The organism is Fibrobacter sp., from assembly GCF_045112255.1.
Taxonomy (GTDB): Bacteria; Fibrobacterota; Fibrobacteria; order Fibrobacterales; family Fibrobacteraceae; genus Fibrobacter.
The window spans coordinates 37,264-61,321 of the sequence record NZ_JBGUHR010000033.1 but is presented as its reverse complement, the minus strand read 5'-3'; the positions used below and the strand labels follow the sequence as shown (position 1 = coordinate 61,321).

Here is a 24,058-nt window from a genome sequence, read left to right as displayed (position 1 = left end):
AGCTATATTTATATATATTACATTAGCATTTACCAATCCTGCTTTAAGAGGCTTTTATGATTTGCAAGAAATTCCTGTTGTCCGCCTTGGTCGGCTCGGCTTTTTTTCTGGGCGCCTGTGGCGACGATAATCCGAATTCACCTGACAATCCGACGCCAAGTTCCGCGTTGATTCCGCTTCCAACAAGTTCTTCTGCTATTGATCCGGGGCCGACATCTTCGCCCACTCCGACTAGCTCGACTCCTGCTCCCGCTAGCTCCGCTGTTGCACCGGTCGTGTATCCGCAGCTCGCTCCTGCAGCGAACCCGACTGTTGCTATGACCCATTATCAGAATTGGAGAAGTTTCCATTACACGACTGAAGAACAGGAAATGGCTATCTATCCGTCTCTTGCTGTAGAATTCAGTAATGTGTTCCCTGCGGCTTATGTTTATGATCCAGTCAATAACCCGCTGGGTGGTGTTGGCCGAGTTATCTGGCAAAATCAGGCTAACGGTTATTATAAGGATTACTGCTACGTAGAAGATGCGACAGCAGCCAATTGGAGAGCCCGAGCCTGTACGGTGTCTGAAGGCATTGGATACGGCATGCTTTTGGCTTACTTCAATCAGGATGATGAAACTTTCCGCCGTTTGTGGAATTATACGAGGGGCTTTAGAGCATGGGTCAACAGAAGGCTTATGCCGTGGATTACTGAGTCCTTCTACTGGAGGGATGTCGATAATTCCAGCGCCACGGACGCCGATGAAGATATTGCGACGGCCTTGATCCTTATGTATTACAGGACTGGTCAGGATATGTACTTACAAGATGCTTTGAATTTTATAAGCGCTATTTGGGATCTGGAAGTCAATCCGGCGACCTTGCTCCTTTACTCTGGAGATGAAGGCATATGGAAGAAAGCGAATCCGACTTACAACCTGAGTTACTTCTCTCCTGTGGCCCTTAGGCTTTTTGCGATGGTGGACCCGTCTCATGATTGGATGGGCGTTCTGAATGCGATGTATACGTACATGCAGAATGTTCAGGCTATGGGTACAGGCGTGTTCCCGGACTGGAGTGATGCTACGGGCACTGCTGTGAATCCGCCTAATGGTGCAGCCGGCAAAAACGAAAAGACTTACACCTGGTATACGTTCAATAAGGAATCTGTGCGTATCCCGTGGAGAATTGCCTGGGATTACTATTGGTTCCAGGATCCGCGTGCGGCGACAATCCTGACTCAGCTGAACCAGTTTATCTCGACCAGGGCGAAAAACAATCCGGATGATGCTGCCCTTTCTGTCTATTACTCATGGAATCTGGCGATTGGCCCTGACAACACTAATAGTACTACTGTACCGAGCCATTGGTATGGTGCTTGGTGTGCTACTGGTATTGTTGACAATCCGACTTGGCTTAGCCTTTGCACGAATGGTGTGAATGCAAAGACGCTTTCGAATACCGGTGGCAGCTATTTCCCGGATATCTTGCTCTCGATGTATTCTGCCTTGCTGAACGGTTTGTTCGTTCGTCCGTTCTAATGAGTGGAAGTTTCGAATTGCTTTAAGTTATCATGCCCGCACGTTGTGCGGGCTTTTCTTTTTTATAGGTATCTTTTTTGTATATTCTTTGCGTATGAAAGAAAAGAATGTGAAATCCAAGACTGCAAAGGTTAAGTCTAAGTCAAAGAATGCGGCGAGTGCTGAAAATGCCGCTTTGGTGAAAGAAAATGCGCCGGATACGGCGCTTGTGGTGCCTACAGATAGCTTGAATGCGTCTGGTGTTTTGGATGCCGCAGACAGTTCGAACGCAGTCGGTGATGCTGGTTCTGTTGACGGAGATTCCGCGGGAATGCCTGTGCTCCCGACGGCGGAACAGCTCGGGATTACAATTGCTACAGGAAATGCGGAAAGTGCCGGGAGTGCTGCTGGAAATGTGCCGCTCACGGCGACTGTGGGCGATACAATCAATTTCCCAGTGACGGTCTCGTGGAGCGTGAATGGGAGCGCGATTCTCGTGGTGCCGACAAGTTCTGCGAATGCGAAGGGCATTTTGCAGTTGGGCGTGTCGCAGGAATCTAGCCGCTCGGTAAAGGACGGCAAGGAAATGGCGCAGATCACGTTCAACTACAAGCTCGTGATGCAGGATACGGGAAACTTGAACATTCCTGCTATGCGTTTTGAAATCCCGACGCCGATGGGCCAGTCACTCGATTTGCGTAGCGAGAGCGTACCTATACGTGTCGATGCGCCGTTTAATGTGATGCCATTTATTGCAGGCGGTGCCGTTGGCGTTTGTGTGTTGCTTGCAGCGCTGTGGCGCATGCGCAAGCGTTCTCGGGAATGCGCAAAGGCTGCAGCGAAGAGTGCGTTTGAAAATGCGATGCGCGAGAAGATGGTGGTCTTAAAGCAACGCGTGATGGTTGCTGACAGCCGCGAATGGCTCTTGGAACTTGAAGGAATCTGCAAGGAATATGCCTTTGAAAAGTTCGGAGCTGCCGAAGGAACTGCCGCCGCTTCTGCCGTGAACTTGGATGCTCTCGTGGCTGATGGTAAACTTGACGGCTGGAAGCCCTTGCTCGAGGAATTTGCACACGCCCGCTATGGCGGCGGCAAGCGCGACAGCTTCGAGAATAAGGAAACCTGGAAACTTGCTATGACGCTCATGGGCATCAAGGAAGACGATTAGTGATTATCGACAAGTCCAAAATGCAAAACCGTGCGGCGGGGCTTGACCTCTTTCGCGTTGTTGCGGCCGTGATGGTGTTGCTGTTCCATTGCAATATTCATCACGAAAGCAGTTTTGGACCGTTGACGGGATTTGTCTCGATGGGCGCCGTGTTCATGACGGCGTTCTTTATGCTTTCGGGCTATGTGCTGTTCTTGACGTACAAGGACAAGTCGCTTGTACAGGCTCCTGCACTCAAGAACTTTTATCTGAAACGCATTTTTGGAATATTTCCTTTGTACTTGGTTGTGGCTGCGTTGTATGTCGTGACCTTGGGAGAGGAATCGGCGTTCCAAAATCTGGTGCTATTGCCGATTGAAGTCTTGGGATTGCAAAGCGTGTTTTCGACGCTGTTTCCGGTGAGCCATAATGACGGAACCTGGTTTATTTCCTGTTTGCTGCTTGCGTACTTGGCGTTCCCGCTGATGCAGGAAGCTGTAAAGCAGATGACGACACGCACGAAGTGGATTGTGCTTGCGATTTGCACAGCTGTTCTGCTTTGGTCGCCGCTTGTCGTGCATACGTTCAAGACGGATTCGATTTATGCAAACCCGTTTTTCCGTGGCCTGGAATTTTTTATCGGCGTTCTGTTGTGCTCGTTGCCAATCCGGGCGGGAATTGCGAAAATTCTTGCGACTTGGAAAGCTTTGATTGTTGAGATTTTTCTGTTGGTTGCGGGCGTTTCGATTGCGGTGCGGCTGAATATTTTCGTAGGCAATTACATGCTTTACGACTGGATTGTGCTGCCGTTGTTTGCCTTTATGATTTTAACGCTGGCGGGATTGAAATCGCCACGGCTGCAGGGGTCTGCGGTTTTGCGTTATGCGAGTGCGGCGAGCTATGCGTTTTTCTTGGCGCAGACCTTTAATACTGAAATTGAAAACAGGCTGTTTGCTACTTGTGGTATTCAAAATAACGTTTTGCAAATTGCGGTGTCGGTTGCGCTGTGCTCGGTTATTGCCGTTGCGCTGCACGAACTTGTCGAAAAGCCGTGTGCGAGAATGCTGAAAAAGAAATTGTAAACGAGATTATCGGAGGGCTGTTTCAAGGACGAGGGCGAGCGCTGCTAGCGTAAGCCCGTGTTTTGGACGGTATCTTTTGCTGATGAAAAGGAATGCGTTTACGATAAATATTATTGAGAAGAATAGAACCCCTATGGCAATTATTTTTGCGGGCGTTCCTGAGCAACTGCGGAAAATCCCGTTGTATGTTCCCGTGATAAATGTGATGACTGCGTTCACGGCGAGAAACGATGCGATGCTGAGGGCTAATTTAAGATGGTTTAGCCAATAGTCTCGGACTATTTCTTTACGGGTGAGCTTGTAAAGAAACAAGATGGATGCTATAGGGACGTATTTGAGGTACGGCAGGACGTTCATTATTTTTAAATCGTGAAAACCTGCACTTTTGTTTGTGCTCATTGATCCCATAATTAGAGCAAAGAGAATAATACCAAAACCAATTGCCATTAAGAAGATGAATGAAATGAGTCCGTTTGTATCGGGCATGGGTTGTGTGTTGTTGTAGTTGTCTATTTCTTCTTGTGTGATTTCGTGATTCGATGGGTCGTCGCTTTCGGTATTTGCTTGCTCAGTGTCAGAAGTTGAAATTTGGGTGTCGCATTCGTCTTGGAGTTGTTCGGGGAATGGCGTGCAGGGCACGATATTTGATTCTGCGTCTGTTTCGTCTTCTTCGCCTTCGATTTCTGCGATGCGCGCTTTGACGATGTTTTGACGCTCTGGGGAATCGTCTTTTCTGATAATATCTAAAACTTCATAGAGTTCGTCAAGCGGCAGCTTGCAAATTTGTTCTTTGTAGTCTTTGAGATATTCTTCAGTGAATTTTGTTGCCATGTGGCATAATATACAACAAATTATGCAATTGGATGTTTTTTAAGGGGCGAAAATAATGTATTATTAGCAGTAAACGATTTGGAAGGAGATCTTTATGAAATTATTGAATCTTGCTTGTTTGTTTTTTAGCTCTGTGGCGATACTCGCCTGTAGTGAAGGTGGCGAGTCTAATCCGGTGTCCAATAATTCAAGAGAAAATTTTGTGGGTGTCAAGTTCCCGCTGGTCATGGATGAGGCAAATCAGAGATTTTCAGTCTATGAAGAGAGTCGTTATGATATTTGCAAAGTTGATGATGAAAAATACGAATTTGTGACGATGGTGGATACGCAACATATAGAAAGAGAATATGGTTTTAGAGGCGATACGCTTGTCATTTTCTATACCGATGAAGATGTTCGAACGTATGGTCAAATATTTATTGGTGGTAAAAATGGACAGATTAAGAACAAATGGAAAATGATAAACTGCGAGTATGTTCAAGAAAGTAATTCACTTGATTGCAGTGATACAAAAGAATTAAGCAGCAGGCAAAAAAATACAATTACATATTTTGAATTTACGCAGGATACCCTTTTTGCGTCAATGACCGATTTGAATGGTAAACCGCTAGACGTGTATGCCCCGACAGAAGATGAATATGACGATTATACGGGGTCTTCTTTTATGGAAGATATTTTTGATGTGATTATTACATCGCAATATGGAGTTTTCCCGTGGACGGCGTTCTGGAAAAGTGAAGATTTTGAAGCCCATGCGCAAAAAAAGAATGTTGTTATTAACAGTAAAGATAAAACGCATATTTCATTCGTGATTAATGGGCGGAACTTTGAGGTCTAGTTTACCAAGGCGAAGCGTTTGCAGTATGATCGTGGTAGTTATGTAGAAGTCGGTGTGACTTTGAAATCTGATAATAGCGTTTGCGTTTTGGACTATATGTCTGATTCCAAAATGACTCCGGAAATTTGCAAGGCTGAAAACGCTAATTTGATGGATCTTAGTTCTACCTATAATAGCAAGGACTCGCTTTTGTATTATGGTGCGGATAGCTACCATATTAGTAATGCTGGCGAATTTAGGGATTGCATCGTTAATTTGGTGAAGAATAAAAATGCCGAGCACTGAAAAATTCCGTGATTACGTCTTGGCGCAGTTCAAGGGGGAACTGCGCGTGACCACCCGCAAGATGATGGGCGAGTACATCCTTTACGCTGATGGGAAAATCTTCGGCGGCATTTACGATGACCGTTTGCTTGTGAAGCCTGTGGTTGCAGCAAAGGCGATGCTCCCAGATGCAAAATTGCAGCTGCCCTATGATGGCGCAAAGCCGATGCTGCGTGTCACCGCAGAACAAATTGCAGACAACGGTTTGCTCGTTCGTTTGCTTGATGCCATGCTCCCTGAACTACCCGCTGTGAAGAAGAAAAGGTAATTTGCGTTTGTCATCCCCGACTTGTTCTCTTTGACTACTTGCAGCTATGCTGCTTAGTAGTCATGATCCGCGTATGGGGAGGGGATCACCTTCTTGTAAGAAACTCCTGATGGACAGTTAGAAAACCTAGAAGGGGGTGCCCTCCCGAAACCCCGGAACTTGTCCGGGGCAAGCTCAGTCCGGGATGACAAAGGTGGCGGGGCATGACTAGACTAACGACTAAAGACTAATCTCGTTTGTTTTTTTTGAAAGATTTTAGTATCTTAAAGCATGAAAAACTTAGAGGTAAAATAAATGGATATTCAGGAACTTTCGGAAAAGGTGAAGCAGCAGAGTTCTTTTTGCATGAACTTGCTGCGTGAAGTTGAAGATACGGTGATTGGTCAGAAGGCAATGGTTGAAAGCATTCTGACGGGCATTTTGGCTGATGGCCACGTGCTTTTGGAAGGTCTTCCGGGCCTTGCCAAGACGACTGCGGTGAAGGCTTTTGCCGATGCTGTTTCACTCGACTTCAAGCGTATCCAGTTTACTCCTGATTTGCTGCCGGCAGACTTGCTCGGTACGACGATTTATAACGCCCGTGAAGCAAAGTTCGAAACGCGCAAGGGCCCGCTCTTTACGAATCTTGTGCTTGCTGATGAAATTAACCGTGCGCCGTCGAAGGTGCAGAGCGCCTTGCTCGAAGCGATGCAGGAACGCCACATCACTATTGGCGATGAGACGTTCAAGCTGGACGAGCCGTTCCTAGTGCTTGCCACGCAGAACCCGATTGAACAGGAAGGTACGTATCCGCTGCCGGAAGCTCAGGTGGACCGTTTTCTCTTGAAGGTGAAGGTGAGCTACCCGAACAAGGCTGACGAAATGAAGATTCTCGATGCTGTCTCGGGTGCAGGGCTCCGCCAGCCGAAGGCTGTTGCGACGAAGGATGATATCTTGAAGGCTCGCGAGCTCGTGAAGCAGGTTTATGTGGACGAACGCGTGCGTGAATACATCGTGAACTTGGTCTTGGCGACGCGCGATCCGGGTAGCATCAAGCGTAGCGACCTGGTGGGCTTTGTGGAAGTGGGCGCCTCTCCGCGTGCTTCTATTGGCTTGGCCCAGGCTTCGAAGGCTCATGCGTTTATCCAGGGCCGCGCTTACGTGACGCCGGAAGATGTGAAGGCTGTCGCTATGGAAGTGCTCCGTCACCGCGTGATTTTGAGCTACGAAGCCGAAGCTGAAGAAGTCACTGCCGAAACCGTCGTTCAGAAGATTTTGGATTCTGTTGAAGTGCCTTAAAGGCGAATGCCGCGGCAGAACGCTTGCGTTCTGACATGGCTGAGCCGCTGGGCAGTGCGCTTGAAAAGCGCAACTTCCGTAATCTTTAGTGCTCGTGAGCAAGATGCCGCGAAAGTCGCGGCCATCGAACTTGCGAGAGTCGCAGACCTTGTTAAAATGCACCCCGATGGGGGTGCTTTTTTATTTGGCGTGAAATGCAATAATGATGGCGCCGAAGAATATTATCAGGAAGGACAGAAAGAGAATAATTGTTTTGCGTTTCTCTGATTTCCAGTGTTGTTGTAGGTACTTAATAGCGATGTAGAGAATATAGAGAATGTCGATTCTAGGAATGTGCTTGAGTTTTGAGGCGTCTACTTTGTCGTACATATATCCCCAAATGCCTAGTAGGACAATTCCCAATAGAAAAAGGATTGCCATGCAAATGGCTGATTGAAGATCTGCTATGTTCTCGTTTGGCATGTTGCTTAATATACGAAAAAAGCCCCCGGGCGGGGGCTTGAAAGTACTTGTAATTTGAATTGCTAGTAGGTACGCAGGAATCCATCGTCCAGAGCGGTGACGGGGATGACTGTAGTGTTATTGTCGGGGTCCACGATGATGGCAACACCGGTCAGGTAGTTGATCCAGTAGTTGAAATTATTTTCGTGCTTGTGGAACTGCAATGTGTAGTTGCTGTCGTCATGGATTTTTTTGTGGCTGATGGCGATGACGAATGGCACGAGGAATTGGTCATGCGAGATGGCTAGGGTCATCTTGTGCATGTTGTCGTATGTGAAGTGTGTGCTGATAAACTCTTGTGTTCTTTCTTCGATATTGTATAATGCATCTTCGCATGCGGCTCTGTTTTCGCTATCGCTATTATTTTTCTTGTCGTATTCTTCGTAGGCGACTTTGGAGTATATGCTCCAGCCCCAGCTGTTTTGACCTTGACAATCTTTTTTTCTGTTTTCGTTTCGGATGTACCAGGATTCAAGAAGGTCCATGTTCTGTGCATGGTATTCGTTGGAGGTTGTGTTTTTCCATTCGTCTTCGCTTCCGGTTGTTTGGCCTTTATTTTCGGAAATGATTCGTGCGGTCTGTAGGGTGCGATAGACGTTTGTGTGCATGTAGAAGAAGTCGTCGATGTTGAGCTTTTTGAGCTTTTGGCCGACTTGTATGGATTGATTGATTCCGGTTTGGTTGAGGCTGCCGTTTGTTCCGGTGTTGTTTCTGTCGCGGGCGGCGTGGCGGAGGATGAATGTGACTTTTTCGTTGGGGCGGAGGCAGTAGAAAACGTCGTACATGGAGGAGAATGTGTCTGTTGTGGTGCGCAAGACGTTACAAGCGTTGCTCAGAATTTCGACGGGTTTTGCGTCTTTGCCGTCCTTTCCGTTTTTCAGCTCACCGACTTTCTTGTCACCGCAGAAGACATCGTAACCGTCGCCATCAGAGTTCTCTTCGACTCGGCACGACGTTCCGTCACTTCCGTCCTTACCGTCAGCTCCGTCCTTTCCGTTTTTCAGCTCACCGACTTTCTTGTCGCCGCAGAAGACTTCGAACCCGTCGATGTCCTTGTTTTCTTCGACTCTGCATGATGTTCCGTCGCTTCCGTTCTTACCGTCGGCGCCGTCCTTTCCGTTTTTCAGTTCACCGACCTTTTTATCACCGCAGTAGACGTCGTAGCCGTCGCCTTCAGAGTTTTCTACAACGCGGCACGACGTTCCGTCGCTTCCGTTCTTGCCGTCAGCGCCGTCCTTTCCGTTTTTCAGCTCGCCGACTTTCTTGTCACCGCAGAAGACCTCGAACCCGTCGATGTCCTTGTTTTCTTCGATGCGGCACGACGTTCCGTCACTTCCGTTCTTGCCGTCTTTGCCGTCCTTTCCGTTTTTCAGCTCGCCGACTTTTTTGTCACCACAGAAGACATCGTAACCGTCGCCTTCAGAATTCTCTTCAACACGGCAGGACGTTCCGTCGCTTCCGTCCTTGCCGTTTTTCAGCTCACCGACTTTCTTGTCGCCGCAGAAGACTTCGAACCCGTCGATGTCCTTGTTTTCTACAACGCGGCATGATGTTCCGTCGCTTCCGTTCTTGCCGTCTTTGCCGTCCTTGCCGTTTTTCAGTTCACCGACCTTTTTATCACCGCAGTAGACGTCGTAGCCGTCGCCTTCAGAGTTTTCTTCGACTCTGCATGACGTTCCGTCACTTCCGTTCTTGCCGTCAGCACCGTCCTTTCCGTTTTTGAGTTCAGCGACTTTCTTGTCTCCGCAGTAGACGTCGTAGCCGTCGCCTTCAGAGTTCTCTTCGACTCGGCACGATGTTCCGTCACTTCCGTTCTTGCCGTCAGCGCCGTCTTTGCCGTTTTTCAGTTCACCGACTTTTTTGTCGCCGCAGAAGACCTCGAACCCGTCGATATCCTTGTTCTCTTCAACGCGGCACGACGTACCGTCGCTTCCGTTCTTGCCGTCAGCGCCGTCCTTTCCGTTTTTGAGTTCACCGACTTTTTTGTCGCCGCAGAAGACTTCGAACCCGTCGATGTCCTTGTTTTCTTCGACTCTGCACGACGTACCATCGCTTCCGTTTTTACCGTCTTTGCCATTGGCACCTGATTTACCTTCTTTACCGTCCTTTCCGTCTTTGCCGTTCAGGACGACTCCTACGGAATCGCCTCCGCAGATGATCTTGAGGCCGCTGTTGTCGTCTAGCGGCTCTGTTTTGCAAGCCAGTGCCGACATATCTGATGCTTCTGTGACTTGGTCCAGACAGCCGTTGAGTGCGAAGATTGCGAAAATTGACGTTGCTAAGAGTAATTTGGATTTCATGCATTGCTCCCAAATAAATTTTTCGCGACAAATTTAAAAAATTTTGATTTTGCTACTGGACGTATATGGTCCGTTTTTTGTTGACGAATTGTCCAATTTGTGATTCTTTTGTATATTAAAGCGTATGAAACTTGTTTTGATTGCTTTCTCTTTGTTTGTCTTAGGTTGTGCGTGTGATAATCCTAGGGGTTGTCCTGCTGTAATCGGCGTTGGAAACAACCCGAATGAAGTGCAATTGAAAAAGGATGGTCGCGATGATCATACTGTGCAAGCGACGAAAATGCCTGCTCCGCCGACGGATCTTGGAACGCCCGATCCAGTAGACGTCAATGTCCAGAATCCGAATGAACCGATTCCGGTCGATGACGGGCTTGATTTTGATAAAGTGAAGTAAATCCCTAGCGTTTATTCCAATATATAACGCCTAAAAAGCGCGTTTTTTTCCCATTCGTGTGCACAGGATGGGGTTATACATTATATTTATAGCACTAGGGTATTTGCAATGATAAATTTTTGGGATTATGCCGATCATGTGTTCTTATTCCCGTCGCTCTTGGCGAGTGGCTTTTTGCTTGTTACGCTGGCAACGCTTGGTGAAAAGCAGAACCTGAAGAAAATACTTTTTTGGGGTGCAGTTTTTTCGCTGACCCCATTCATGATCTATGCTGATTTGATTTATCATGGGCTTTTGCAATTGCTTTCGTGTGCAATGGACAAAGTTCCATTGATGCTTGATGTGATCGTGGATTATTTGAGCCGCATTGTGCTGATTCCGCTTGCCATTTTGGTGTTTAGCAAAAGGCTGTCCATTCATTGGTCGCAATCGCTGTTTTTGCTTTCGGCATCTGTCGGTGTGGGCTACCTCGGAATGGTGGTGGGCAAGACTCAGATCGGCGCCGCTTTGGTGAACCTGGTTGCAATTTTCTTCTGGTGGAAACTCCTTTGGAACGAACTTTTGTTTGTCCGCAATACGCAGATTTTTACGCGTTTTGGATTCTTGGGTTTTGTCACGCTGTTTAGCCTGCTTGTGAACCTCGCCATGTATGTGTGTGTGCGCATGATCGAGGTGACGCCGGAGTTTTTGGATTACCTGGTGTTCGTGGCTTGGCTTTTCTGGCTTACGCTTACGATTGCGGTGAAGCTTATTTTCAGGACGGTGCGCCTAACGCAGCAGGCGGAAATTGCGCGTAACCACGATAAACTTACGGGCCTCCCGAATATTCTCCTGTTCACAAATTATGTGCAGGATTTGCTTTTTAGAAATCCGAAAAAACGTTATGCGTTTTTCGTTTTTGACCTGGATAACTTTAAGGCGTTTAATGAACGGTTTGGCTTTGAAGAGGGCGATAAGGCTTTGTGCTTTATGGCGGATACGCTTAAGTCGCTGTTTGGGGAACGCTATGTGACTCACGTGTCATGCGATACGTTCCGTGCGGTGGGCGATGCAGTCGGTGTGGATTCCAAGATAAGAGAAGCGCATGATAAAATCCGCGGATTCTCGACCCAGGGGGTGCTTGAAATCAAGGCGGGCGTGTATGTGCAGCGCGTAGAAAACGAAAATGTTGAGCGTTGCTTTATGCGTGCGCGCCTTGCAGAGGCAACGACCAAGGGCGTCTATGATGAATATGTCGCTTTTTATGCCGATGAGATGGGCGCCCGCGAGCGCTTGAAGATGTACCTGATAGCACACATTGACGAGGCTGTGAAAAATGAATACATCAAGGTGTATTACCAGCCCGTTGTGGATATCAATACGAATAAGCTTTGTGGTTTTGAGGCGCTTGCCCGTTGGGATGATCCGGAGCATGGCTTTTTGCCGCCAATAGAATTTATCGGCATCCTCGAGGATGCGCACTTGATCCAGAAACTCGACTTGTTCATGCTCAAGAAGGTTTGCGAACGGTATCGCAAGGAAACGAATTTGGGACACAAGTGCGTTCCGATTTCATTCAACCTCTCTCGCCTGGATTTTAAGCTGAGTGACATTTATAAGGAACTTACGCGGTTGACCAGGGAATACAACGTGCCGCATGAAATGATCCATATCGAGATTACGGAATCGGTGCTGGATGGCGACGAGGATGGCTTTATTCGTGAACAGGTGACGCGTTTTCAGAATGACGGTTTTGAAGTCTGGATGGATGACTTTGGTGCAGGATTCTCGTCATTGAATGTTCTGAAAGATTACGATTTTGACTTTTTGAAAATCGACATGATGTTCTTGCGGAACTTTACGGAAAAGTCCAAGGTGATTATTCGCGCCATTGTGGACATGGCAAAACAGTTGCATGTCGGTACGCTTTCAGAAGGGGTGGAGACAAAGGAACATCTGGATTTCCTGAAGGAAATAGGATGTGACCGCGTACAGGGCTACTATTATTCAAAGCCGCTCCCGTATGACGAGGTGATGGCGGTACTCAAGGAAAAGGGCGTGGAAGTGTAAGTTTCACGCGTTGTCGGGCGAATTGTTTGGTAAATGCCCGAAAGTTTGGATGCAAAAAAGCCGCAGCTTGAGTGCTGCGACTTTTTTCTAATTGTGTATGGCGACCCCGGCACGGTGGCCGGGGTGACAAGCTACTAAGCCTGGTGAGCCTTGAACCACTTGATCAGTCCGTTGGTGGAGCTGTCGTGGTGGAGTTCGGCGTCGGCCTTTGCAAGTTCCGGGAGGATCTTCTTGGCGAGCTGCTTACCGAGTTCAACACCCCACTGGTCGTAGCTGTTGATGTTCCAGATAACGCCCTGCGTGAAGATCTTGTGTTCGTACATGGCGATGAGAGCGCCAAGGCGTTCCGGGCTCACGTAGTCCATCATGATGGAGTTCGTCGGCTTGTTGCCTTCGAATACCTTGTGCGGAGCGAGGAATGCGATTTCTTCTTCGGACTTGCCGGCGGCGCGGAGTTCTTCCTGAGCCTGGGCGAGAGTCTTGCCGTTCATCAAAGCTTCCGGCTGAGCGAAGAAGTTGGAGAGCAACTTCTGGTGGTGATCGCCAATCTTGTTGTGGCTGTTGGCCGGGGCGATGAAGTCGCACGGAATCATCTTGGTGCCCTGGTGGATGAGCTGGTAGAAGGCGTGCTGGCCGTTCGTACCCGGTTCGCCCCAGAGGATCGGACCCGTCTGGTAGTTCACGCGCTTGGAGTCGCGGTCAACGGTCTTGCCGTTGGATTCCATGTCTGCCTGCTGGAAGTAGGCGGCGAGGCGGTGGAGGTACTGGTCGTACGGGAGCATGGCGTAGCTGGATGCGCCGAAGAAGTTGTTGTACCAAACGCCGATGAGGGCGAGGATGACCGGGAGGTTCTTGTCAGCCGGAGCGGTCTTGAAATGCTGATCCATTTCATAGGCACCTTGGTGGAGCTTCATGTAGTTTTCGAAGCCGATGCGGAGGCTGATGGAGAGGCCGATTGCAGACCACAGAGAATAGCGGCCGCCAACCCAGTTCCAGAATTCGAACATGTTTGCCGGGTCGATACCGAATTCGGTAACGGCTTCGGTGTTGGTGGAGAGAGCGACGAAGTGCTTTGCGATAGCGGACTTGTCGCCGTTGAAAGCCTTGAGGACGGCAGCCTTAGCGGTTTCGGCGTTCGTCATGGTTTCAAGAGTCGTGAACGTCTTGGAAGCAACGATGAAGAGCGTTTCTTCGATGTTCACCTTCTTGAGGGTTTCGGCCATGTGGGTGCCGTCGATGTTAGAAACAAAGTAGACTTCCGGAGAAGTTTCGCCTGCGATCGGCTTTTCTGCATACGGCTTGAGGGCTTCGGTGACCATCACCGGACCGAGGTCGGAACCGCCGATACCGATGTTTACAACGTACTTGATGGACTTGCCGCTCTGGCCTTTCCACTTGCCGCTACGGACGAGGTGGGTGAAGTCTTCCATGTGCTTGAGCACGGCGCGAACTTCAGGCATGACATCCTTGCCATCGACGCAGATCGGATCGTTGCCCTTGTAGCGGAGTGCGGTGTGGAGCACGGCGCGCTTTTCGGTGGTGTTAATCTTTTCGCCAGCAAAGTACTTGGCGCGCATGTCTTCGAAATTGGCGGACTTCAGGAGGTCCTGGAGCTTTGCCATGGTTTCGTCGGTGATGATGTTCTTGGAGTAGTCGAGGAAGAGTCCGCAGGCTTCGGCGCTGAACTTGTCGGCGCGAGTCGGGTCCTTCGCGAAGAGTTCCTTCATCTGCCAAGTCTTGGCGACTTCGGCATGGGCCTCGAGGGCCTTCCATTCCTTAGAATCAGTCAGTTTAGACATAGATTATCCTTTCCGCACACGCGGGTTTTTGTTACGAGTGCAAATTTAGAAATTAGACGAGAGACGAGAGGCGAGAGACGAGAGAAAAACAGTGAATGTTTGCGACTAATAACCATTGACCAGTGACTAGGATCTACTCAAGATTGTATATTAATCTTATAGCCGTGGGTGTTTTGCGGCAAAGGAGAAAAATATGTCTAGAGTTAAAGAATCGTTGGTGTTGGCAATTGCAATCCTCGGGCTTGGAGCATTTCTTTATTGCGCCATGATGCACACGAAAGATCGTGAACGAATCGTATCCGTAAAGGGACTATCGGAACGGGTGGTTAAGGCTGATTTTGTGATATGGCCGATTGTTTACAAGGAGCTTGGCAATGATCTTTCGGCAATCTACGAAACTGTACAAACTAAAAATGCAACGCTGGAAAAGTTCCTGCGAGACAATGGCATTGACGAATCTGAAATCAGCCGCTCTTCAACGGATATTGTAGATGCCCAGAGTGAACTTTACAACAATGATAGACGTGCTTTCCGTTATGTGGCGACAGTTGTGTTGACCGTTGCTTCTAAGGATGTCGATAAGGTTCGCAAGCTGATGGGCCGACAGGGTGAACTTTTAAAACAGGGAATTGCTTTTAGCGAAGGCGATTACCGCTATCGTAAAGTTTATAGTTTTAACGGCCTGAATGAAATTAAGCCTGAAATGATTGATGAAGCGAATAAGAACGCTCGCGTCACGGCCGAGAAATTCGCTTTGGATTCCGATAGCAAACTTGGGAAAATCAAGACGGCGACGCAAGGGCAGTTCTCTATTGAGGACCGCGATGAAAATACGCCGTATATCAAAAAAGTCCGCGTAGTGACTAGTGTCCAATATTTCTTGGAAGACTAATATGGATACATCTGTTCTTGACAAAGCCATTATTTTTGCGGTCAAGGCTCACGCCGGTACGGGTCGCCGAGGGAAGGGCTTCCCGTACATTGTCCATCCGATGGAGGCTGTGGAAATTGTTGCGACGATGACGGACGATCAGGAATTGATGGCGGCTGCGGCTTTGCACGATACCGTCGAAGATACGTCTGTTACGTTGGATGATATCCGCCGAGAGTTTGGCGACCGCGTGGCAAAACTTGTGGAAGAAGAATCGGACGTGTTCATGGAAGGCGTGAGCGAATCGGATTCTTGGCATTCCCGCAAGCAGGCGGCAATTGACCGCTTGGCACGAGCCAGTCGCGATGCAAAGATTGTGGCGATGGGCGATAAGCTGAGCAACGCAAGAATTATTTATCGTGATTTTGTCCAAAAAGGCGATGAACTCTGGAACATTTTCCACGTGACCGATATTAAGGAACATGAATGGCATTATCGCGGTTTGGCTGCATCGTTGAAAGAACTTGATGGCACTTTCGCCTATGCGGAATTTACGGATCTGATTGAAAAGATCTTTGGCGGGAGACGGTAATGGGCGAAGACTCTGTTGAAAAATATGGGTTGAATCCTACTGAAACGATAATTCTTGAAGAATATCGCGAAAAGATGCCGGTCTATGAACGGTTGAGAGATTTTGTATGTGACTTGCTCAAGAAAAAAGTAGCGGAAAATAATATCTATGTGACTGCCGTTGAAGCGCGAATCAAGGCCGAGGCAAGCCTTGCTGAAAAGCTTGAACGCAAAAATGGCAAGTATAAGTCCCTGACGGATCTGACGGACATTTTGGGTGCCCGCGTGATTGTGTTCTACAATGACGATGTTGAAAAAATTGCAGCACTTGTTGAGAGCTTGTTTGAAATCGACTGGAAAAATAGCGTTGACAAGCGCAAAATGCACGAACTCGATAGCTTTGGCTATAACTCGTTACATTTTATATGTACGATTCCAAAGTCCTTGCATGAAGATCCTGAATGCCCTGAAATGAATGAAATCCGTTTTGAAATCCAGATGCGAACGGCTTTGCAGCATGTGTGGGCAACATTGGATCACGATACGGGTTATAAGTCTGGCTTTGAGATTCCGCGTGAATATTTGCGCAACTTGAATCGCCTTGCAGGCATGTTGGAACTTGTCGATGAACAGTTCTGCAAAATCCGAACGGATATCAATAATTACAGGTATCACGTGCAGTCGCTTGTGCATTCGGGGCGCTTTGACGAAGTGGCGCTGAATGGTGACTCGTTTACGAATTACCTGAAGTTGCGACCGTTTGACAAGTTGAATCAGCGTATTGCGGCAATCAACCAAGCTGAAATTCACGAGTCTTCGCTGATGCCGTTTTTGAAGGCTCTGAAGTTCTTGCGTTTCAACACGCTTGCCGATGTGGATCGGCTTGTCAAGGAAAATTCCGAGGATGCGTATCACCTGGCGGCGTTCCAGCTTGCACATACGGACTTGGACATTATCAACTCGTCGCTTGGCGTGATTAGCCTGCTTGTGGTGTACATCTTGAAAAAAGGTGGCGGCGTGGCAGGAATCCGCACGATTCTGGACGATCTTTATGGAGAATCCGCAAGTCACGAATCCTGGGCGAAACGGCTCTATGACAGCGCATTGAAGCTCTCGTTCATGAACCAGTAAAATGTATCTTTGGGCTTATGAAACAGCCGATTCGAAATATTGCTATTCTGGCCCACGTTGATGCGGGCAAGACGACTCTTTCTGAGAGAATCCTTTTTGCAGCGGGTGAAATTCACCGCCCGGGGCGCGTAGAAGATGGCCTTGCCACGATGGACTACATGCCCGAAGAAAAGGAACGCGGCATCACGATTGAAAGTGGCGTGGCGCATTTCGAATGGAAAAATACATGGTTCAATTTTATTGATACGCCGGGGCATGTCGATTTCGGTGCCGAAGTCGATATGGCGCTTACGGCTGTGGAAGGCGCTGTGCTTGTGGTGAGTGCTGCAAGTGGCGTCGAGACGCAGACGCTTGCGTCGTTTCGCAAGTTGCGCGAATCGCGTGTACGTACGATTTTGTTTGTAAATAAGCTTGACAATCCCGATTATTCGCTGGACGAGACGCTCATTAACATTGAAGAAACGCTTGGAGTGCGCCCGGTGCTCATGTCTGTGCCGCAGTTTAAAAACGGCAAGATGTGTGCGATGCTTGATGTGCTGAGCCAGAGCCGCTTGGTGCATTCGGAATCGGGTATAGAAATTCTCGATGACGGCTGGGAATCGGATGCGGGGGCTACAGAAGAACGTACGCTTTTGAAAAAGTATTACGATGAAGCGGTGGAGTTTGCAAGCAACTTTGACGATGAAATTTTGTCGCTTGCGCTTGAGAATAAGCCGGTGCCGCCGAAGATGCTTTTGCGCGGACTCAAGGCGCTTGCGGCAAGCGATGAATATGTGATTTGCTATGCGGGTTCCGCGCTGGAGGGCTTTGGCATTCGGAGCCTCGTGACGGCGCTTTCGTTCTTTTTGCCGGAAGTCCCGACGTTTGACGAAAATGAGCTTGGGCAAGTTGTGCGCTTGAGGCATTTCCGTGGCGTGGGCGAGATTTCGCTGTTCCGCAGTCATGTAGATTTGTTGCGTCGCGATTGGCCGGCGGGTTTTGAATTTTCAAGGCTCAAGGCGAATATGCTTTTGCCTGTCGATGAAATCCGTGCGGGAGACATTTATGCGATGGTCTCGCCGTTTGAAACGGAACTTGGGCAGGTGATTTATCTGAATTCGGAATTAGGAATTCGGAATGAGGAATTGAATGCAGGGCGAGATGCGGCGGGGTTAATGCAGAGCGAGAATGCGGCTGGTACGTCATTGCGAGCCGAAGGCGAAGCAATCTATAATGCTGTGGGAACTGCCGCACAGAATGGGAATGTCGCGCCGTCGATCAGTGAAAATTATTTGCCGCTTTTGCAGACGCGTGTGGAATGTGTGCGCACGGAAGATTACGCCCACGTGGAGCGCAGCCTCTCGGTGCTTGCGCGAATGGATCCGAGTTTCCGCGTGCAAAAGGATGATGGCGGGTTCTGGTATTTGCATACTGTGGGCGAAGTGCAGCTCGATGTTTTGCTCGCTCGCCTTAAACGTGAATTTGGTTGCGAAGTACGCGCCGGCAGCCCCGAAGTGCGTTGGCAAGAACGCCTGTGCCGCGAAGTAGGGCCTGTAGAAAATACGTTCCAGATTGGACCGCATAAAATGTCCATCAGCATCTCGGCTTCTCCGCTAGAGGGCGATGCGCATGATATTCGCTTGTCTGCGGAATTTATGGAAAAGGCTCCGCTTGAAATTTTGGCGGGTGTTCGCTCGGCGCTTTTGGAATCGACTGAAGTCGGCGTGCTCGGCAAGGGGCCGCTTGTAGGTGTGCGTTTTGAAGTCCATCGCTTTGAATGGACAGAAGGGGCGCTCCCGCCGATGATTAAGAAGTGCTGCGCGGATGCGGTGGCGAAGCTCGTGAAGCCTGCGGATGTGCAATTGTATGAACCTGTGATGGAACTTTCGCTTGAATGCCCGGTGAATTTCGCAGGGCTTGTGACGGGCGATATCCAGGCGCGTGACGGCAAGGTGAAAGAAATCGAAGGCGATGGCAAAACGCACTTCTTGAAAGCCGATGTCCCGCTTCGGAAAATTTTCGGATACGCTACGGGCGTTCGTAGCATTAGCAAGGGCACTGCGCTTTACAGCATGAAATTGCTCGGGTATAGACCGGCAACGGTTTAAAATTTATTGCTAAAAAGGAAATTCCGTCCCCATACGCGGATCATGCTCACATAAGTGCTAAAGCACTAAGTGATCAAAGAGCTCGGAGGCCGGAATGACAAGTTCAACTGAGTCGTTCAAAATGTTGAATGTTCGTTATCTGCTGGCGGCGCGGGCGCGGCGGCGGAAGTGCTCGATGAGCGGGGCGACAGTTTCCTTGAAGTCGTCGTGCGTCTCGATACGGACAAAGTCAATCGACATGCGCTGGAAGAGTTCCTTGGTCGCTTTGCCTTGACGTTTGGCTTCGCGGGCGAATGCTTCGCGGAAGGCGGCATCGCCGGTATCGATCAAAAGCGTTTCACCGGTTTCGGGGTCTTCGAGTTCTACGAGACCTGCGGGCGGGAGTTCCATTTCGCGCGGGTCCACGACGGATACGGCGAGAACGTCATGGCGCTTGCGCAAAATCTTGAATGCGTTTTCGAAACCTTCATCCAAGAAGTCGCTCATCACAACTACAACTGCCTTGCGGTTCAAAATCTTGCCTGCATATTCCAAGGCGACCTGTGTATTGGTGCCGTGGTGCTGCGGCTTGAAGTAGAGAATTTCGCGGATGAGGCGAAGCACGTGCTTGCGGCCTTTCTCGGGCGGAATAAAAAGTTCGACTTGGTCGGTGTATATGAGGAGGCCGACCTTGTCGTTATTCTTGATGGCAGCGAATGCGAGGAGAGCCGTGAGCGTTGCCATGACTTCGCCCTTCATTTGCTTGCCGGAACCGAATTCGGAGCTGCTGGAAGCATCGACCATGAGGAGCATGGTCATTTCGCGTTCTTCGATGAACTTTTTGACGTAAGGTGTTCCGGTTCGGGCGGTCACGTTCCAGTCGATTGTGCGCACGTCATCGCCGGGCATGTATTCGCGGACTTCGCTGAATTCCATACCGTTTCCTTTGAAGGAGCTGTGGTAAGCTCCTGTCATCACGGTGTCGAGTGTGCCGCGCACAGAAAGTTCAATGCGGCTAACGGTCTTTAAAACTTCTTTATCAAGCAATTCTTTATCGGCCATCGTAAATCTTCTTTTTTACGCTAAAGAATATACAAATATCGCGCGGGAGAGACCATAAAAAAGCTTCTATGTAATGGGGAATGGCGACCCCGGCACTGTGGCCGGGGTGACAATGCGAAGGGATGCTTTTTAGAATTCGATTTTGGCGAGGATGCTTATATTACGGCCTTTTTCGGGCATGACGGATTTGAGGCGCGAAAGATGGTTGCGTACGTCGGCATTGAACAAGTTATCGCCACGGAGGACGATGCTGTAATTAGCAAGTGTGAGCGCCCAGTGGAATTCCAGGAGCGCTCCGAACGTGATGTAGCCGGGTGTGCGTTGTTCGTAACGGTCTAAGCGGTTTTGCGCGAGTGCGAATTCCGTGTTGATGCCTGCACGGACGTGCTGCCAGATGTAGGCCGTTTCGGCGTGAAAATGGAATGGCGGGATTTGTGGCATGTCGCTCCAGTTTTCGTTCTGGTAAAATCCGCAAACATAGCTTGCGCCTGCTTGGGCGTAGAAACCTTGCTCTGCGGAAGTCTCGATGGAAGCGCTTGCGCCCATGAGGAGAGCGTCATCGCCGCTGACCTGGTAGATCGGCAAAAGTTGGGACCAGTTGGTGTCGCCGGTAGCGCGTGGTGCAAGATGGTTCAGGAACCAGGTGATGTGCGTAGAGGCTCGCCAGTTGAAGTGCTCGCCGTAATCGCGAAATTCGAGTTCCGCTCCGTAACCGCTTTCGGCGTCGAGCTTGTGGTAGCCTCGTTCGTAAGTGTAGGCGGCGAGATGCGGCCCCTGGTTGTAAAGTTCTTCGATGGTCGGGGCGCGTGTGGTGCGGAATACGTCTAGTGTCAGGAATTTCCCGGGAGCGACGATCTGTGAAAATTCGGCTGCGAATGCCCATAGTGCAAAGTTGCGGTCTTCGATGGCGTCTTTGTCAGCAACGACGCTTTCACGTGGCCTGAAGAATGCTCCGCCAAGTCGTGCGGACAAGGTAATTTCTAGGCCGTTCCAACCATTTAAACTTGCAATGGAAAATAGCGATGCGGCGTAAGAATTTGTCGGAGGCGTAAAGACGTAACCGCCCATTTCGACAGAGCGGTTGTCGAGTTCACCGCCGAGGCGAATGCCGAAAAATGGACCACTATTGGCGATGAATTTTTCAATGCGCAAATTGGCTTGGTTGACCGCAAATTCTGCGCCAACATATTTCTTTGTCTCAAATTCCTTGTGGTGGTATTGATTGTAACGGAAGATGGCGTTGAGCGTGTCGGGGCTTGTTGCAGGAATGTACATTCCTTGCAAGGTGAGGTCGCGCTTGAAAAGCTCAATGTCTACGCCGTTGGGGTGCCCGCCGATGAATCCGCCAGGAATGCCGTAATCGGAATTGAACGAGCGGAACGATGCTCCGAATTTGAAACGGTCGAGACTGTAGGCGGCGCCGACCGCGAAACTTCGATTTTCGATTTCGGTATTTTTAAGTGTGCCCTTGGCGGTTTCCATGTCGCTCATGTTGCGTGCGGAAACTTCACCTTTGAGCGAGATTCCGAGAACGTTGGCGTTTGCGTTTATGACGGTTGCAAATCCGGGTTGCCCTGTTTCGGCGTAGTTCGCGATGTAGCCGTGGAAAAGTGAATCGTCAAACGGAATGTCTTGATGCTTGACGTGTATAACGCCACCGGCGGCGGCGAAAGATTGTGCGAGAATTTGTGGGCCGCGTGTGATACGTAATTTGTGGGCGGTTAAAACTTCGGATGCGACCGCATGATCGGGCGAGGTGGCGCTCATGTCTCCACAAAACGAACCGTCTTCGGTAAGCGTGACGTGACTGCCGGAAAGTCCTTTGATGACGGGGCGCGCGGCGGCAGGACCCATGGAGCGGATGGCGATGTCGGGTTCGTTTTTTATGGTTTCTGCAATGGTTGTGGAAACTTTGCGGTCAAGCTTTTCGCCTTTTAAATCTTCGTCTTCACGGAGACCGTCTAAAATGGTTTCGCTAGATTGTTCGGCAACAACTGTTGAATTGCCTAAGTCTTGGACAAATTCTTGGGCGTATGCAAAAGAAAGGAAGCCTCCGCAAAGGAGGCTCCCCATGGCAGCCCTAATAAGGCTTTTATTCATGATCATGCTCGTGTTCGTGATCGTGGTGATGTTCGTGTTCATCTTCGTCATCATCGTCATCGTCCTGGAACGGGCAATCTTCTGCCTTCAAGGCTTTGTCAACAATGATGCGGATTTCCGGAGTACGTGCGTCGGCATGGTCGTGGTGCTTGACTTTGAGCGTTAGCGTTGTTTCGCCTTCCTTGACGCCTTTCAGGTGGAAGCCCCAGCTGCCACAAGCTTCGATGTCGAGGATGGATTCGTCGCCAATGCTCCAGCCGAGAGTATGTTCGTCGTCCTTGGGGGCAGAAACTTCTTTCTTTTCGTCATCGAGGAACTTGACGGTCAAATGTTCGCTAAGGCAGTTTGCGTTGACGCGGAGCGTTTCAAGGCTCTTGTCTTCTTTGCCCTGGTAGACGCTGTAGGCGAGTTTCCAATCGGGCCAGTAGAGGTTCCAGCCTTCAGCTTCGAAGTGCTCATGCTGATCGGTGGAAGTGGAATTGCTGTCGCCGCAAGCGGCGAAGAATGCGCAGAGCGCGGCAAGAGAGAGGTGTTTGATTTTCATTTTTATCCTTTGTATGGGTGAAACTCTATCTGTACATTTTGGCATCTTTGATTATTGGAAAGCCGATGCCGTCTTCTATCTTTTCAAATTCAAACGTACCGATAATGGTGATGGGTGTACCTTGGGATGGAAATTCGCTTGGATATTTGCGGGGCTTGGCTAGTTCAAAAGCGAGTCCCTGTGAACAACAGGCGAGTGCGTCCTTGATGACGCAACCAAAAAAACGCTGCTCTGTTTCTTCGTCAAAGTAGGTCGAAAATGCGCCCTTCATTTTGATGCGCTTGCCGACGTATTTTTGAGGGTCAGTGACCATTTGGTAAACCATCGAGTAAACCATGGTGCTACTCATTCGCGTGAGGTCTATGTCGGCGTAGTTGGTAGATGTTTGGCCAAATGAAAACGCTGTGAATAGAAGTAAAAGTAGAATTGTTAATAATTTGTACAAAATAAAAACTCCGATGAAAAATTATGGATCCTTCCCCTATCGCTACACTTCGGGGCAGGATGACATCGTGCTTTACGTTCTCCTGTTGCGGATGAAACTTGCTATATAAAAGATGAAGAATGCGACGATATCGGCGGCGACAATCGTTGAACCAACGGGCGTTCCGGCGAGGATGGCAACGACAATCCCGGTGAGTGAACAGACGACGGAAATCACGGCCGCAGCAACAGTCACCGAGAAAAAGCTTTTGAAAAATCGCATGGCGGAAAGCGATGGAAAAACGACGAGTGCAGAAACGAGCAACGCTCCGACGAGATTCATGGCAAGGACTATGATTGCGGCGATAATGATTGCGATAAGAAGGTTGAATGCGTTGACGTTTACCCCTGTCGCACGTGCAAAGTTTTCATCAAACGTGATGGCGAAAATCTTGTGGTAAAAAAGAATGAATGTTACAAGGACGATTGCGGAAAGTCCGACACAAAGGTAAACGTCTGTCGGCTTGAGCGTAAGTATGGACATGGAGCCGAATAGCGTTGTGCAGACATCGCCTGCGACGTTTGCCGATGACGAGAAAATGTTCATCAGCAAATAGCCGATAGCGAGTGCCCCCGCCGAGACCATGGCGATGGCGGCATCGCCTTTAATTTGAATGCCCGAACGCGAGTCTTTGCTGCCACACAGGAGTAAAATCGCAACGACTACGGTTACGGGCAAAATGATGAGCATGTTGTTCGTGACTTTAAGAACCGCCGCGATTGCGAGCGCTCCGAACGCGACATGCGAAAGTCCATCGCCAATGTAGGAATAACGCTTGAGAACGAGCGTGACGCCCAAAAGCGAGGAACATAGTGAGATAAGTGTCCCGACAATAATTGCGTAACGTACAAAAGGAAAGTCTAGGTAGAAAAATAGTTTGTCTAGCATGGGCTAAATTGTCATGCCCGCCGGAGCCT

22 protein-coding genes are annotated in these 24,058 nt (G+C 49.3%); 14 read left to right on the top strand and 8 right to left on the bottom strand.

The features are described from left to right. Positions 1-56 precede the first annotated feature (56 nt). From ACJMM9_RS03630 to ACJMM9_RS03620, 3 genes are all read left to right on the top strand, one after another. Positions 57-1,523, top strand: coding sequence for a glycosyl hydrolase family 8 (locus tag ACJMM9_RS03630; RefSeq protein WP_405323943.1), 1,467 nt, complete (start codon positions 57-59; stop codon positions 1,521-1,523). 94 nt (positions 1,524-1,617) lie between these two features. Next, positions 1,618-2,670, top strand: coding sequence for a BatD family protein (locus ACJMM9_RS03625; RefSeq protein ID WP_405323941.1), 1,053 nt, complete (start codon positions 1,618-1,620; stop codon positions 2,668-2,670). Continuing rightward, complete coding sequence (locus ACJMM9_RS03620) at positions 2,670-3,731, top strand: acyltransferase family protein (RefSeq protein ID WP_405323939.1); 1,062 nt, start codon at positions 2,670-2,672, stop codon at positions 3,729-3,731. The genes ACJMM9_RS03625 and ACJMM9_RS03620 overlap by 1 nt, the downstream gene beginning before the upstream one ends. A gap of 6 nt (positions 3,732-3,737) precedes the next feature. Here the strand turns inward: ACJMM9_RS03620 and ACJMM9_RS03615 are convergent, their stop codons facing one another. Further along, positions 3,738-4,562 carry a hypothetical protein gene (locus ACJMM9_RS03615; RefSeq protein ID WP_405323937.1) on the bottom strand — a complete coding sequence of 275 codons (825 nt, stop codon included), beginning with the start codon at positions 4,560-4,562 and terminating at the stop codon, positions 3,738-3,740. Between the two features lie 94 nt (positions 4,563-4,656). Between ACJMM9_RS03615 and ACJMM9_RS03610 the strand changes: the two genes are divergently transcribed. From ACJMM9_RS03610 to ACJMM9_RS03590, 5 genes are all read left to right on the top strand, one after another. Next, complete coding sequence (locus ACJMM9_RS03610; protein WP_405323935.1) at positions 4,657-5,400, top strand: hypothetical protein; 744 nt, start codon at positions 4,657-4,659, stop codon at positions 5,398-5,400. Positions 5,401-5,418: 18 nt separating this feature from the next. Next, complete coding sequence (locus ACJMM9_RS03605) at positions 5,419-5,685, top strand: hypothetical protein (RefSeq protein WP_405323933.1); 267 nt, start codon at positions 5,419-5,421, stop codon at positions 5,683-5,685. After that, positions 5,672-5,992, top strand: coding sequence for a TfoX/Sxy family protein (locus tag ACJMM9_RS03600; RefSeq protein WP_405323931.1), 321 nt, complete (start codon positions 5,672-5,674; stop codon positions 5,990-5,992). The genes ACJMM9_RS03605 and ACJMM9_RS03600 overlap by 14 nt, the downstream gene beginning before the upstream one ends. Positions 5,993-6,286: 294 nt before the next feature. Next, a complete protein-coding gene (locus tag ACJMM9_RS03595; protein ID WP_088630132.1) occupies positions 6,287-7,270 on the top strand; it encodes a MoxR family ATPase in 984 nt (327 codons plus the stop codon). 6 nt (positions 7,271-7,276) lie between these two features. After that, a complete protein-coding gene (locus ACJMM9_RS03590) occupies positions 7,277-7,537 on the top strand; it encodes a hypothetical protein (protein ID WP_405323929.1) in 261 nt (86 codons plus the stop codon). Positions 7,538-7,794: 257 nt separating this feature from the next. Here ACJMM9_RS03590 and ACJMM9_RS03585 read toward each other — a convergent pair whose 3' ends face one another. Further along, positions 7,795-10,071: a histidine phosphatase family protein gene (locus ACJMM9_RS03585; RefSeq protein ID WP_405323927.1), complete on the bottom strand. Its 2,277-nt coding sequence runs from the start codon at positions 10,069-10,071 to the stop codon at positions 7,795-7,797. 235 nt (positions 10,072-10,306) lie between these two features. Here ACJMM9_RS03585 and ACJMM9_RS03580 point away from each other — a divergent pair, with 235 nt between their 5' ends. Further along, positions 10,307-10,465, top strand: coding sequence for a hypothetical protein (locus ACJMM9_RS03580; protein ID WP_405323925.1), 159 nt, complete (start codon positions 10,307-10,309; stop codon positions 10,463-10,465). Positions 10,466-10,573: 108 nt separating this feature from the next. Beyond that, positions 10,574-12,514, top strand: a complete 1,941-nt coding sequence (locus ACJMM9_RS03575) for a putative bifunctional diguanylate cyclase/phosphodiesterase (RefSeq protein WP_405323923.1) — start codon at positions 10,574-10,576, stop codon at positions 12,512-12,514. A 134-nt stretch (positions 12,515-12,648) separates the two neighbouring features. Here ACJMM9_RS03575 and pgi read toward each other — a convergent pair whose 3' ends face one another. Continuing rightward, entirely contained in the window at positions 12,649-14,313 is a 1,665-nt protein-coding gene (gene pgi / locus ACJMM9_RS03570) for a glucose-6-phosphate isomerase (protein WP_173465318.1), read from the bottom strand. 193 nt (positions 14,314-14,506) lie between these two features. Here pgi and ACJMM9_RS03565 point away from each other — a divergent pair, with 193 nt between their 5' ends. From ACJMM9_RS03565 to ACJMM9_RS03550, 4 genes are read left to right on the top strand one after another with little or no spacing between them, the layout of a single operon-like run. Beyond that, positions 14,507-15,205 (top strand): SIMPL domain-containing protein, encoded by a 699-nt coding sequence (locus ACJMM9_RS03565; RefSeq protein ID WP_088641006.1) that lies wholly within the window; start codon positions 14,507-14,509, stop codon positions 15,203-15,205. Between the two features lies 1 nt (position 15,206). Further along, positions 15,207-15,776 (top strand): HD domain-containing protein, encoded by a 570-nt coding sequence (locus ACJMM9_RS03560; RefSeq protein ID WP_405323921.1) that lies wholly within the window; start codon positions 15,207-15,209, stop codon positions 15,774-15,776. Further along, positions 15,776-16,885 (top strand): GTP pyrophosphokinase family protein, encoded by a 1,110-nt coding sequence (locus ACJMM9_RS03555; RefSeq protein ID WP_405323919.1) that lies wholly within the window; start codon positions 15,776-15,778, stop codon positions 16,883-16,885. Before ACJMM9_RS03560 ends, ACJMM9_RS03555 begins: the two co-directional genes overlap by 1 nt. Positions 16,886-16,902: 17 nt before the next feature. After that, complete coding sequence (locus ACJMM9_RS03550) at positions 16,903-18,972, top strand: GTP-binding protein (protein ID WP_405323917.1); 2,070 nt, start codon at positions 16,903-16,905, stop codon at positions 18,970-18,972. A 135-nt stretch (positions 18,973-19,107) separates the two neighbouring features. Here the strand turns inward: ACJMM9_RS03550 and ACJMM9_RS03545 are convergent, their stop codons facing one another. The 5 genes from ACJMM9_RS03545 to ACJMM9_RS03525 form a co-directional block, all read right to left on the bottom strand. Next, complete coding sequence (locus tag ACJMM9_RS03545) at positions 19,108-20,013, bottom strand: DUF58 domain-containing protein (RefSeq protein WP_014545921.1); 906 nt, start codon at positions 20,011-20,013, stop codon at positions 19,108-19,110. Positions 20,014-20,142: 129 nt separating this feature from the next. Next, entirely contained in the window at positions 20,143-22,167 is a 2,025-nt protein-coding gene (locus ACJMM9_RS03540; RefSeq protein WP_405323915.1) for a TonB-dependent receptor, read from the bottom strand. After that, positions 22,106-22,657, bottom strand: a complete 552-nt coding sequence (locus tag ACJMM9_RS03535) for a hypothetical protein (RefSeq protein WP_405323913.1) — start codon at positions 22,655-22,657, stop codon at positions 22,106-22,108. The genes ACJMM9_RS03540 and ACJMM9_RS03535 overlap by 62 nt, the downstream gene beginning before the upstream one ends. A 25-nt stretch (positions 22,658-22,682) precedes the next feature. Beyond that, entirely contained in the window at positions 22,683-22,994 is a 312-nt protein-coding gene (locus ACJMM9_RS03530; protein WP_405323911.1) for a hypothetical protein, read from the bottom strand. 180 nt (positions 22,995-23,174) lie between these two features. After that, entirely contained in the window at positions 23,175-24,029 is an 855-nt protein-coding gene (locus ACJMM9_RS03525) for a metal ABC transporter permease (protein WP_405323909.1), read from the bottom strand. Positions 24,030-24,058 lie beyond the last annotated feature (29 nt).